Origin of the sequence: Mesorhizobium sp. LNHC221B00 (assembly GCF_000502935.1) — a bacterium.
Lineage (GTDB): Bacteria > Pseudomonadota > Alphaproteobacteria > Rhizobiales > Rhizobiaceae > Mesorhizobium > Mesorhizobium opportunistum.
In genome coordinates, this window is sequence record NZ_AYWR01000002.1 from 196,090 (window position 1) to 208,404 (window position 12,315).

Sequence of the window (12,315 nt, forward strand, 5' to 3'; positions counted from 1 at the left end):
TGCATCCGGTCGCGCCGCAACCTCGCATCGACCGGACATTGCCGGATACCACCGCTCGGCCGGCATTGCCGACAGCCGCGCGCCGCGCTATTTCAGGCGACCCGTCCTGCCGGAGCTTTCCATGCCTGAAATCGTGACCGCCGCCATGCTTGTCATCGGCGATGAGATTCTGTCCGGCCGCACCAAGGACAAGAACATCGGCCACCTCGCCGACATCATGACGGCTATCGGCATCGACCTGAAGGAAGTGCGCATCGTTCCCGACGAGGAGGACGAGATCGTCGCGGCGGTGAATGCCGTGCGCGCACGCTACACCTATGTGTTCACCACCGGCGGCATCGGCCCGACCCATGACGACATCACCGCCGATTCGATTGCCAAGGCGTTCGGCGTGCCCTGCGAATACGATGCCAAGGCCTATGCGCTGCTGGAAGCGAGCTATGCCGAGCGCGGCATCGAATACACCGAGGCACGCAAGCGCATGTCAAGAATGCCGCGCGGTGCCGACCATATCGACAACCCGGTGTCCGTGGCGCCCGGCTTCCGCATCGGCAATGTCCACGTCATGGCCGGCGTGCCCTCGATCTTCCAGGCCATGCTCGACAATGTCGTGCCGACGCTGAGAGCCGGTACGAAGATGCTATCGGCGACGGTGCACTGTCCGTTTGGCGAAGGGCTTGTCGGCGGACCGCTGGGCGAGATCCAGAAAGCGCATCCCGACACCATCATCGGCTCCTATCCGAAATATGGCGACGGCAAGTTCTGGACCGAACTGGTCGTGCGGGCCCGCAGCCAGGAGGCACTGGACGCCGCCCGCGCCGATGTCGAGGCAATGGTCGCGGGTTTCGCCGCCAAGGCAGGCTGATCCGCTCTATCTCCTTGTTTTGACGCAATTCCCTTTTGGCGCAATTCCCCCAGGGAATGGCTCCAGCCGGAACCAAGCAAGACATCGCGGCGTTTCCCTGCACGCGAGATCGAACGCCTCGCCAGGAGATCGAACGCCTCGCCAGATTGAGGGATCGCCATGCGTTTCAAGACCATCGTTGCCATTCTGCAGAACGAGCAAGACGCCGAGCGCGTGCTTGATTGCGCCATTCCGCTCTCCAGCCGTTTCCAGAGCCATCTGATCGGCATCCATGCCGAGGCGCTTCCGGTGCCCTACACATCGGCGACCGGCTTTCCGGATACCGAGTTCCTGCAGGTGTCGGCCGACATGAACCGGGAGCGCGCCGACAAGCTGCAGGCCGTCTTCCTCAGGCGCATCGAGGATTCCGGCCTCTCTTTCGAATGGCGCAGCCTGGAGAGCTTCTCCGGCGACAGCGCGCTGACCGGCATTTCGACGGTGCGCGCCGCCGATCTTATTGTTGCCGCGCAGCGCGACACCGGCGGCGATCCGGGCGCGGATGTCGACACGCTGGTCTATGATGCCGGCCGGCCGGTGCTTGTGGTGCCGCACGCGGGGCCGCTGGTCACCACCTTCAAGCACGTGCTGCTTGCCTGGAACGGCAGCAAGGAGGCTGCGCGCGCCGCCTTCGACGCCCTGCCTTTCATCATCGAGGCCGAGAAAACCGACATACTGGTCATCGATCCGCCCGAAACGCTCGACGAAAGCCCGGAAGCCGCCGGTGCCGAGATCGCGTCGGCGCTGTCACGCCACGGTGCCACGGTCAGCGTCTCGGTGCAGAAATCGGGCGGCACCTCGGTCGACGACATGATCCAGAACAGGATCGCCGAGACCGGTGCCGATCTTCTGGTTCTCGGCGCCTACAGCCACTCGTGGCTGCGCCAGCTCCTGTTCGGNGATCGCCGAGACCGGTGCCGATCTTCTGGTTCTCGGCGCCTACAGCCACTCGTGGCTGCGCCAGCTCCTGTTCGGCGGCGTGACGCGCACGGTGTTGCGCACAACGCAGGTGGCGGCCTTCCTGTCGCGATAAGTCCACAGCGATCACTGCCGACCGCCCTTGCCAAGCCCAAGGTTTTCCAGTTAATTCCGCGCGCATTCCCCTGTTTTCTCGCACGCGGTCCTCGCGTGCTGCGGAGTGCGCGAGACATGTCCCTTCCCGAAAAAGCTTTCCCGGTCTCCTGGGACCAGTTCCACCGCGACGCCCGCGCGCTTGCCTGGCGGCTTGCCGGCACCAACAAGGGTCAATGGAAGGCCATCGTCTGCATCACGCGCGGCGGACTGGTGCCCGCGGCGATCATCTCGCGCGAACTCGGCATCCGCGTCATCGAAACGGTCTGCGTCGCCTCCTATCACGACTACACCAGCCAGGGGCAGTTGCAGGTGCTCAAGGAGGTCACGCCGGCTCTGCTGGCCGACGATGGCGTCGGCGTGCTGATCATCGACGACCTGACCGATACCGGCAAGACCGCCGGCATCGTGCGGGCAATGATGCCGAAGGCCCACTTCGCCACCGTCTACGCCAAGCCCAAGGGCCGGCCGCTGGTGGATACTTTCGTCACCGAGGTCAGCCAGGACACCTGGATCTATTTCCCCTGGGATATGGGCTTCACCTATCAGAAGCCGATCGCCGACGATCACGCCGGCTGATTCGCAGAACAAACCCCCGTTCTACTCGGCACGAGTTCGGCAAGTGCCTTTTGCTGCCAAATAGGCAGCTGAAGGCACAATATTTTGTGGGATCAGGGGGCGATGGCGCAATTTTTACCGGTCTATATGAAGTTTTTTACTTTTATAGATTACGATTCGCCGTAAGATTCGTGAGACGGCAAACGATTCTGGAGGCTGGGGCTAGCTTCTCCGATGTTGACGAGGCCAACGACGCACAACCATCTGGCCGAAAGGGTCCGGCGACTCTTCGGCACTGCGCCGTGCCGTCTGCAGGTTGCCGCCCTGCCCTGGCGCGATACCGGGAACGGTGTCGAGATCATGCTGATCACCAGCCGCGACACCGGCCGCTGGGTGCTGCCCAAGGGCTGGCCGGAGGCCAGGGAGCCGCTCTGCGAGGCGGCAGCGCGCGAGGCCGGCGAGGAAGCCGGATTGCGCGGAACCGTCTCCCATCTCGAAGCCGGCCGTTACTTCTATGCCAAGGTGCTGGCTTCGGGTGAAGAAGTGCCCTGCGAGGTGCTGGTGTTTCCGCTGCACGTCGAAAAGATCGCCGACCGCTGGAAGGAAAAGCGCGCCCGCACCCGCAAATGGGTCAATTCCAGCGAAGCGGTGCGCATGGTCAACGAACCGGACCTTTGCCAGATCATCGCCTATTTCTGCGCCGACCCGCACAGGTTCTCCTAACCCACCCCTTACGCGTGCATCATGGCCGATTTACAACCTTCTGGTTGTGTCCATGAATGGTTTGCTAATTTTTCTCCGCTACAAATCGATCAATCTGGCGTTTGATTGATGATGAAGCCCGTAGACAACCTTCAGCAAGGTCCCGGCGAGCCGCAGCGCGAGCATCGTCCGCGCGTGCTCAAGGGCGGAACTATCATCACCGGCATTCAAAACTCGGAAGTCGGCGTTACCGTGCGCAATCAGCATGCGGGCGGCGCCGAGTTGAAGGTACCGCTCGAGTCCCGGGTTCCGGATCGTTTCCTTCTCTATGTGCCGCTCGACGGCGTCGCCTATCGCTGCGAGGTCCGCTGGCGCCGCAACGACCGGATTGGCGTGAAGTTCACCGGCATCGAGCCAAAGCCGAAGTTGCACTACGGCTGATTTTTCGGGGCTGCCGCTATTGCTGGGAGCTGAAGCGTTTCGAGTGCCGTCGCGCCGACCATCGGCGGCGCGCTTCCCGTCGCCGGAAAAATAGTGATCGCGGCGGGTCAATCTGTCCCCGTTATCCACATATGTGACACACAAGATGTTGGGGTCACAAAAGCTACGCAAACGAATCCTTGACGGCGCAAAACGAGTCGCCTTTTATAGGCCATGTGCTCCTGTTGAGAGTGCGACCGGAAAGTTCTGAGCCCGGTCTTTTTCCCGGATTATGTGAGTTTTGCCCGCATTTCCGCCTGTTTACGAGGCCGGCGGAAGCGTTGGGATTGTGGGTGGCGGGGCGACAAAAGGGAGAATTGTCGGACTGGAATAAATTGTCTGTTAACACTATATTTAGTGTTTGCAGGTAGGTTCGACGCTAGATAGTGTGAATTTCCCTCGAGTGAGGGAATCGAAAAAATCAGATTTGAGGGACCCGCGAGGGTCCGTCGGCCCGCTGGACATGTGCTTCGCAAGGAGCCTGACCTGCAAGGACCGACGGAGACCGCGAAATGGAGAGCCGGCCGTTTTCGAACGCCGGCAGACGGCGGACATGCGTGTTTCGCATCGGGGGCAGAAATCCCCTGACGAAAGCGCTATATATAGACAAAAGGGACAGGACCAATGCGCATCGAGCGTCGCTTCACCAAGCCGGGACAATCTGCTTACGCGGAGATCGAATTCCGCAAGGCGCTTTCCGAGATCAAGAATCCGGATGGCTCGGTGGTGTTTCGTCTCGACAACATCGATGTGCCGGCGCAGTTCTCCCAGGTCGCCGCCGACATCCTGGCACAGAAGTATTTCCGCAAGGCCGGTGTCCCCGCGCGGCTGAAGAAGGTCGAAGAGAACGACGTCCCCTCCTTCCTGTGGCGGTCAGTCGCCGACGAGGCCGAACTTGCCAAGCTGCCGGAAGCCGAGCGCTACGGTTCCGAGATCGACGCCCGCCAGGTCTTCGACCGGCTGGCCGGCACCTGGACCTATTGGGGCTACAAGGGCGGCTACTTCAAGTCGGAGGACGATGCGCTCGCCTTCCGTGACGAGCTTGCCTACATGCTGGCCACGCAGCGCGTGGCGCCGAATTCGCCGCAATGGTTCAACACCGGGCTGCACTGGGCCTACGGCATCGACGGTCCGAGCCAGGGCCACTTCTATGTCGACCCCTTCACCGGCAAGCTGACCAAGTCGAAGTCCTCCTACGAGCATCCGCAGCCGCATGCCTGCTTCATCCAGGGCGTGCAGGACGATCTCGTCAACGAGGGCGGCATCATGGATCTGTGGGTGCGTGAAGCGCGCCTGTTCAAATACGGCTCCGGCACCGGCTCGAACTTCTCGTTTCTGCGCGGCGAAGGCGAAAAGCTGTCCGGCGGCGGCCGTTCCTCCGGCCTGATGAGCTTCCTCAAGATCGGCGACCGCGCGGCGGGCGCCATCAAGTCGGGCGGCACGACGCGGCGCGCGGCGAAAATGGTCATTGTCGACGCCGACCACCCCGACATCGAGGAATTCATCGACTGGAAGGTCAATGAAGAGCAGAAGGTCGCCTCGCTGGTGACCGGCTCCAAGATCGTCAAGAAGCATCTCGAAGCGATCATGAAGGCCTGCGTCAACTGCGAAGGCCATGACGACGACTGCTTCGATCCTGCCATCAACACCGCGCTGAAGCGCGAGATCAAGGCAGCCAAGAAGTCGGCCGTGCCGGAGAACTACATCTACCGCGTCATCCAGTTCGCCAAGCAGGGCTACACCTCGATGTCGTTCAAGACCTACGACACCGACTGGGATTCGGATGCCTACCTGACGGTCTCGGGCCAGAACTCCAACAATTCGGTGTCGCTGAAGGACGATTTCCTGCGCGCCGTTGAGCAGGATGGCGACTGGCACCTGACCGCCCGCAAGGACGGCAAGGTCTTGAAGACGCTGAAGGCCAGGGATCTCTGGGAAAAGATCGGCTACGCCGCCTGGGCATCGGCCGATCCGGGCCTGCATTTCAACACGACGATGAACGACTGGCACACCTGCGCGTCGGCCGGTGCGATCCGGGCTTCCAACCCGTGCTCGGAATACATGTTCCTGGACGACACGGCCTGCAACCTCGCCTCGATCAACCTTTTGCCCTATCGCAATGGCGACGGCACGATCGATATCGCCGCCTATGAGCATACGGTCCGGCTGTGGACCATCGTGCTCGAAATCTCGGTGATGATGGCGCAGTTCCCGTCGAAGGAGATCGCCAAGCTCTCCTACGAATACCGTACGCTCGGTCTCGGCTACGCCAATATCGGCGGCCTGCTGATGACCTCGGGCATTCCCTATGATTCCGACGAGGGCCGCGCGATCTGCGCCGCACTCACCGCGATCATGACCGGTACCGCCTATGCCACTTCGGCCGAAATGGCCTCCGAGCTCGGCGCCTTCGCGGACTACGACCGCAATGCCCAGAACATGCTGCGCGTCATGCGCAACCATCGCCGCGCCGCCTATGGCGACAAGGACGGCTATGAGAAGCTGGCCGTCAATCCGGTGCCTCTGGTCGCCTCCGACCTCAAGCAGCAGGCGCTGGCCGATCATGCGAAAGCCGCCTGGGACCGCGCCATCGAGCTTGGCGAGGAGCATGGCTACCGCAATGCACAGGCAACCGTGATCGCGCCGACCGGCACGATCGGCCTGGTCATGGATTGCGACACCACCGGCATCGAGCCCGATTTCGCGCTGGTGAAGTTCAAGAAGCTCGCCGGCGGCGGCTACTTCAAGATCATCAACCGCGCCGTGCCGGAAGCGCTGCGCACGCTCGGCTATTCCGAAGCCCAGCTCGCCGAGATCGAGGCCTATGCGGTCGGCCATGGCAACCTCAACCAGGCGCCCGGCATCAATCCCGGCTCGCTCAAGGCAAAGGGTTTCACCGACGAGAAGATTGCCGCGCTCAATGCCGCGCTGAAGTCGGCCTTCGACATCAAGTTTGTCTTCAACCAGTGGACGCTCGGCGCCGACTGGGTGAAGGAGACCTTTGGCTTCACCGACGAGCAGCTCAACGACTTCTCGTTCGAGATGCTGCCGGCGCTCGGCTTCTCCAGGAAGGACATCGAGGCCGCCAACATCCATGTCTGCGGTGCCATGACGCTGGAAGGCGCGCCCTTCCTCAAGGCCGAGCACCTGCCGGTGTTCGACTGTGCCAGCCCATGCGGCAAGATCGGCAAGCGCTCGCTTTCGATCAACAGCCACATCCAGATGATGGCGGCGGCACAGCCCTTTATCTCGGGCGCCATCTCCAAGACCATCAACATGCCGAACGACGCGACGGTGGAAGACGCCAAAGGCGCCTACATGCTGTCGTGGAAGCTGGCGCTGAAGGCGAACGCGCTCTACCGCGACGGCTCGAAGCTGTCGCAGCCACTGAACTCCTCGCTGCTCGCCGATGTCGAGGACGACGAGGACGAAGCGATCGAGCAGCTGATCCAGGCACCGGCCGCCGCCCGCGCCGCGCAGATCACCGAGCGGATCGTCGAGCGCATCATTGAGCGCGTGTCGCGCGAGCAGGAAAAGCTGCCCGGCCGCCGCAAGGGCTATACACAGAAGGCCAAGATCGGTGGCAACACTATCTTCCTGCGCACCGGCGAATATGATGACGGCCGCCTCGGCGAGATCTTCATCGACATGAACAAGGAGGGTGCCACGCTGCGTGGCCTTCTCAACAACTTCGCCATCGCCATCTCGCTCGGCCTGCAGTACGGCGTGCCGCTCGACGAATATGTGCACGCCTTCACCTTCACTAAGTTCGAGCCGGCCGGCATGGTGCAGGGCAATGACGCGATCAAGAGCGCGACGTCGATCCTCGACTACGTGTTCCGGGAACTGGCGATTTCCTATCTCGGCCGCAACGACCTCGCCCATGTCGACCAGTCGGACTTCTCCAACACCGCACTTGGCCGCAACATCAGCGAAGGCAAAACCGACGCTGTCTCCAAGGGCCTGACCCGCGGTTCGCCGGTGAAGCTGGTTTCCAGGGCAAGCGGCAACGATCCCAAGGGGTTTGCCGGCGGTTCCACCGGCACCCCTGCCCGCTCGGCGCCAACAGCCTTCTCCGGCTCCAACGTGCTGGCGCTGAAGCCGGCCAGCGACGAGGCGGTCGCCTACAAGCGCGACTATGAGGATCGGGCCAAGGAACTGGCGGAAGACATCGCCTTCGAGGAAGCGGCCGACGCAGCGTCCAACGCTTCCACGGATGCCACCGCGGCCCTGTTCACCGACGCCGCAGCGAACGATGCGGCCGAGGCGAAGAAACTCGCCGCCGACCGCCGCGCCAAGTCACTGCTCCAGGGCTACACCGGCAATTCCTGCTCCGAGTGCCAGAACTTCACCATGGTGCGCAACGGGACTTGCGAGAAGTGCGATACGTGCGGCGCCACGAGCGGGTGCAGCTGAGGCCTGATGCCACCTCGGCTTACGGTTCGCGAAGTCATTCGCCTGCTGGAGGCCGACGGCTGGTATCTGGTTGCAACCAAAGGCAGCCATCGCCAATATAAGCACAGGGTCAAAGCCGGCCGCGTCACCGTGGCCGGCAAACCGTCTGAAGAGGTTGCACCAGGAACACTGAACAGCATCCTCAAGCAGTCCGGTTTGAAGGAGTGATGGTATGCGCTACGCGGTGGTGATTGAGAAAGCGGGAAGCAATTTTTCTGCTTATGTGCCCGACTTGCCCGGCTGCATCGCGACCGCTGCGACGGTGCCGGAAGTGGAAATCGAAATTCGCGACGCAATACGCTTCCACATCGAAGGCTTGCGCGCCGATGGACTGGATGTGCCTAAAGGTGTCAGCCTCGCCGAGTACGTAGAGGCGTAAACGTAAACGCTGCGATCCGAATCTCAGCCCTACGGCAACACCCGCAGCGTCTGCTCGTCAAACAGGGGCTCGTCCTGGCCCACACGCACAAACAGCACTTTCTGCCCCTCGCCCGCCGGCACTTCGAAATACTGGATGCCGTCAGGCATTTCGCCCCAGTCGCCGCAGGGCGGCTCGGGAACTTCGTCCGGATTGGTGAGCGCTTTCAGCTCTTTCGCGTAGGCGGCGACGGGGCTGAATGTGTAGCGCTTGACGCCGGCGGGCACGCTGCCCTCCGTGTAGGGCGTGAGCACACAGCGATCGCTGACGGTCTTGTCGGCCTTTTCCAGCAACAGGCGCTGCAAGGCAGCCTCGGCGGTCTCGCCCGGTTTGATGTCGAATAGCTCGACCAGCGGATCGGCCGCGCCGCCGTCACTGTATTTGATGGCGAGCGCGTTGCCGACGAATTCGAAATGGATCTGGCGGAAGCCGAAATCGCAGCGCTGTGCCCAGGCGGCCAGTCCGATCGTCTTGTCGGCCAGCTTCTCCCATACGCATTTGTCGATCGGTGGGCGCGACGGCGCCGGCTCGTCCGCCACGGCTGATAGCGTCGCGGACGCAGACAGGGCGCAGGCCCAGGCGATCGATCTTATGGCGCTACTCATCGCTGCATCCTGTCAAGGCGAAGGCATCCCATGCGGAGCCTTTCGGATTGGCGTTGGCAAAATCGGCCCATTCGGTGAAAGCCACGCCGAAATCGGGCAGAAGCAGCCCTTTCGGCGCCGGCGTGGCTTCGCGCGCGTTCAACTGCTCGGCGCCGCCTCCAGTCAAGGCGTAGATCTGGCCGTCCCATATCCTGCACAGCCCGCTGCCATCCTGCAGGCCCGCCTCGCGGTCGTCATCGGTGCAGGCGTGGCGGATGGTGCCGAGCGGAAACGAATTCTTGCCATTGGTCCAGGTGATGTCGGCCGGCAGGTTTTTGTCGGTGTTGGGAACGATCAGCGAAAACACCTCGGCCGTCAGCGCCGCCGGTTCGTTGTCGATCGGCCGGAATTGCATCACCGCGCCCGAGCGCGGCTCGCGATAGGTGGCATGGCTCAGCAGGCATTCCTTGGCGGTCGCTGCCTGCACCGGGCCGAGCAGGCCGAGGAAAACGAAGACCAGTTTGCGGGTGATCATCAAATGTCCCTGGGAAAGCGTTGCCCGGCCGCGTGCCAGCCCGCACAGTCGCATCATCCGCGCAAAAGCATAAGCGAAATCCGGCGCGGCTGCGTTTATCCGCTCCCTGCCGGTTGCCTGTCCTGGTGCGCCTGCTCACGCAGATGCTCCTTGGTTTCGGTATCAAGCGCTCGCCAGTCGCAACCGCGAAGTGCGGCCTCCATCGCATAGAGTGCGAGAATCGTCATCTGCCGTCCGAAACGGAACTTCAGCCGGTGGTAAGCTTCAACCACGCCGAAACCGCGCAGATCTTCCTCACTGAGAATATCGATTTCCGCCAGCATCCGCGCCATCGCCGGTCCGAGGTTCCTCATGTCTTCGATGCGAGTGCTCATCGCCGGGCCTCAGAGCGTTGAGGGCGCATAAGATAGTTCCTCCAGGATTTGGCGATTTGTTTGGACCGCCGTCGCACACAGTCGCATCATCCGGCCAAAAGCGGAATCCGGAATGGCCGCATTCTCTGCTGGACGAATACTCCGCACAAATCCCAACACTGCTATACGATCGAGCATGGCGGATCGAGGAGACAGGTGATGCGGCGTTTGGCAGTGGCGATGGCAATGTCCGCATGCGCGAGCGGCACCGCGCTGGCCGCGCCACCTTATGTCGGGACCTGGTCCCACGAGCGGCTGAACTGTAGTGCGGCCGCCGACGTTCAACGCCAGACGGTCTTCACTGTGGACAAAGCGGCCCTGTCGCTTCCCGAATTCGGTTGCGAGCACGCGGCCTTTCGCAAAACAGCCACGGGCTGGGTGGTGCATGCGAGCCAGTGCTACGGCTCCGACCCGGCCCTGGAGGAGCCGTTCACTCGTGTTATCCATATCGAGAGGCATGGCGCCATGTTGCGGTTCACCTGGCCTGGCTTCGACAGCGGACCGCTCGTGCGCTGCTGAAGCAATCAGCGTCTTATACCAGCCCGACCAGCAATGCCGCACCGCCGAGAAAGCCTGCCGAACAGACCCAAAGCAGCCAGAGCCCGCGCACCCGGCATTCCAGCACCGCCGAGGCGGGGTTGGCGGGGTCGTAGTGGACTTCGACCTGGCTGCCCTCGGCATAGCTTCGTGCCTGGCCGCTGACGAGGGCGGGCAGCGAAGCGGTGACCGTGGCGCCGAAGGCGACGCGGTCGGAGGTGTAGCGCTGGCCGGCGACGCCGTAGCTGTAGACGATGCGGGATTTGAAGACGGTGCGCCAGCGTCGATAGTTGCTATGGTTGCGGAGCGCCTGCAGGCCCGAGGTGTCAATGCGGCCGGCGGCGACCGGCCATTTCGCGGCCTGCCCGGCAAGCGACTTCTGGGCGAAACCCATGCGCAGCGCGAATAGGCCCATGAACAGCAGCAGTGCCGCGGCGCCGAGGTTCTGCGGCTTGGGCAGATACGGCCGGATCGCCTCCAGCAGACCGCCGACGGAAAACACCAGAACCAGCGCGCCGATCACCAGCCCGGCCGAAAGCTGGAACATGAACTTGAAGGCGCCGTCCGGCATGGTGCGCTCGATCACGGCTTTGCTCGGATCGGCCGGGTTGTAGAACACGGTCACCTCGGCGCCGCGCGGAAACTGCGCAAGCGTCTCGGTGACTTCGAAATTCCCCAGATTTTCCTTCACGCTGTAGCGCGAGCCTTGAAATTTCTTGCCGCCCACCTTGTATTCGAAGGTGATCGCCGGAAAATTGCGCATCTCGGTGGTATCGCTGCTGTCCGAGCCAGCGCCCGAGCTTCTGACTTCACGCGCCTCGACGCGCGACGAGATGATCTTTCCCGGCGTCGGCAACCAGTGGCTGAGCGCCCGCACCTCCCGCCATTTCACGACGGTGATGAACGACAACATGGCGGCGACCGCGCAGACAAAGCCGACAAGCAGAATCTTGAGTTCCACCCTGATCCCCCCGGAGTGCAGGAACCGGCACTAGACAGCACCGCGACGGCAATGTCTCGCTTATTCGCAAAATCGCGAGGCAACCCCATCACATCCCAGACGGAGCACCAAATGATCGATCACATAACCATCGAAGTGGGTGATCTGGAGAAGAGCAAGCTCTTCTATGAACGCGCTTTCGCGCCCCTGAATTATCGCCTGTCCTTCGGCAAGGAAGGCGTATTCTGGGCTTTCGATGTCGGCAATGGCTGCCTGTTCGAGATTCAGCGAACCGGCGAAACGCCACCGCTCACCCATCTGCACGTCGCTTTCCGCGTCGGCAGCAAGGCAGAGGTCGACGCGTTCCATGGGGCAGCACTGGAGGCCGGAGCCAAAGACAATGGTGCGCCCGGCCTGCGTCCGGACTATGCCGAGAATTACTACGCCTGCTTCGTGCTCGACCCCGACGGCTACAACATCGAGGCGATGATCAACGAGGCGTCGGTGCAGCCGCCTCGATAGAGGCGGCGAGAATGACGAAAGGGCGACATGTACCTCGCTCCTGCCAGTCTCCGGCTCTGCCACAGTCACCCAGTGTCGCGCATGGCGCCCTGCGAGTTGATCCAAATCAACGCAGGGTCGTCGTCAGTGCTGTCTCCTCGGCTATCGTCCCAGGGAGAACGAACATGTCGACTTACGACTTCATGGTTGTCGCCGCAGT

General features: G+C 62.4%; 13 protein-coding genes and 1 pseudogene. 10 read left to right on the top strand and 4 right to left on the bottom strand.

The genetic code is table 11. The features are described 5' to 3' along the window. Positions 1 to 121: 121 nt before the first annotated feature. The 8 genes and pseudogenes from X741_RS162815 to X741_RS162785 all read left to right on the top strand — a co-directional run bounded on the left by X741_RS162815 (position 122) and on the right by X741_RS162785 (position 8,546). Positions 122 to 865 (top strand): competence/damage-inducible protein A, encoded by a 744-nt coding sequence (locus tag X741_RS162815; RefSeq protein ID WP_023776231.1) that lies wholly within the window; start codon positions 122 to 124, stop codon positions 863 to 865. Between the two features lie 159 nt (positions 866 to 1,024). Further along, positions 1,025 to 1,934: pseudogene (locus X741_RS1000000171620) on the top strand (universal stress protein). Positions 1,935 to 2,050: 116 nt separating this feature from the next. Beyond that, the gene (gene gpt, locus X741_RS162810) at positions 2,051 to 2,551 is read left to right on the top strand and encodes a xanthine phosphoribosyltransferase (RefSeq protein ID WP_013895807.1); all 501 of its coding nucleotides are present in this window, start codon (positions 2,051 to 2,053) and stop codon (positions 2,549 to 2,551) included. A gap of 213 nt (positions 2,552 to 2,764) precedes the next feature. Continuing rightward, positions 2,765 to 3,253 (top strand): NUDIX hydrolase, encoded by a 489-nt coding sequence (locus X741_RS162805; RefSeq protein ID WP_023776232.1) that lies wholly within the window; start codon positions 2,765 to 2,767, stop codon positions 3,251 to 3,253. A 108-nt stretch (positions 3,254 to 3,361) separates the two neighbouring features. Next, complete coding sequence (locus X741_RS162800; RefSeq protein WP_023764226.1) at positions 3,362 to 3,673, top strand: PilZ domain-containing protein; 312 nt, start codon at positions 3,362 to 3,364, stop codon at positions 3,671 to 3,673. A gap of 663 nt (positions 3,674 to 4,336) precedes the next feature. Next, the gene (locus tag X741_RS162795; protein WP_023776233.1) at positions 4,337 to 8,128 is read left to right on the top strand and encodes a vitamin B12-dependent ribonucleotide reductase; all 3,792 of its coding nucleotides are present in this window, start codon (positions 4,337 to 4,339) and stop codon (positions 8,126 to 8,128) included. 6 nt (positions 8,129 to 8,134) lie between these two features. Beyond that, entirely contained in the window at positions 8,135 to 8,335 is a 201-nt protein-coding gene (locus X741_RS162790; protein WP_023764224.1) for a type II toxin-antitoxin system HicA family toxin, read from the top strand. Positions 8,336 to 8,339: 4 nt separating this feature from the next. Continuing rightward, a complete protein-coding gene (locus tag X741_RS162785) occupies positions 8,340 to 8,546 on the top strand; it encodes a type II toxin-antitoxin system HicB family antitoxin (RefSeq protein ID WP_023764223.1) in 207 nt (68 codons plus the stop codon). A gap of 29 nt (positions 8,547 to 8,575) precedes the next feature. Here the strand turns inward: X741_RS162785 and X741_RS162780 are convergent, their stop codons facing one another. From X741_RS162780 to X741_RS0133865, 3 genes are all read right to left on the bottom strand, one after another. Beyond that, positions 8,576 to 9,124 (bottom strand): hypothetical protein, encoded by a 549-nt coding sequence (locus X741_RS162780; RefSeq protein WP_245272640.1) that lies wholly within the window; start codon positions 9,122 to 9,124, stop codon positions 8,576 to 8,578. A gap of 58 nt (positions 9,125 to 9,182) precedes the next feature. Next, positions 9,183 to 9,704, bottom strand: coding sequence for a hypothetical protein (locus tag X741_RS162775; protein ID WP_023776235.1), 522 nt, complete (start codon positions 9,702 to 9,704; stop codon positions 9,183 to 9,185). A 95-nt stretch (positions 9,705 to 9,799) separates the two neighbouring features. After that, positions 9,800 to 10,078 (bottom strand): TfoX/Sxy family DNA transformation protein, encoded by a 279-nt coding sequence (locus X741_RS0133865; protein ID WP_051410387.1) that lies wholly within the window; start codon positions 10,076 to 10,078, stop codon positions 9,800 to 9,802. Positions 10,079 to 10,276: 198 nt separating this feature from the next. Between X741_RS0133865 and X741_RS162770 the strand changes: the two genes are divergently transcribed. Further along, positions 10,277 to 10,636, top strand: a complete 360-nt coding sequence (locus X741_RS162770) for a hypothetical protein (RefSeq protein WP_023776237.1) — start codon at positions 10,277 to 10,279, stop codon at positions 10,634 to 10,636. A gap of 13 nt (positions 10,637 to 10,649) precedes the next feature. Here X741_RS162770 and X741_RS162765 read toward each other — a convergent pair whose 3' ends face one another. Continuing rightward, positions 10,650 to 11,615, bottom strand: a complete 966-nt coding sequence (locus X741_RS162765; RefSeq protein ID WP_023776238.1) for a DUF3592 domain-containing protein — start codon at positions 11,613 to 11,615, stop codon at positions 10,650 to 10,652. Positions 11,616 to 11,726: 111 nt separating this feature from the next. Here X741_RS162765 and X741_RS162760 point away from each other — a divergent pair, with 111 nt between their 5' ends. Then, on the top strand, positions 11,727 to 12,116 hold the full coding sequence (locus X741_RS162760; RefSeq protein ID WP_023776239.1) for a VOC family protein: 390 nt from the start codon (positions 11,727 to 11,729) through the stop codon (positions 12,114 to 12,116). The last annotated feature ends 199 nt before the right edge of the window (positions 12,117 to 12,315 follow it).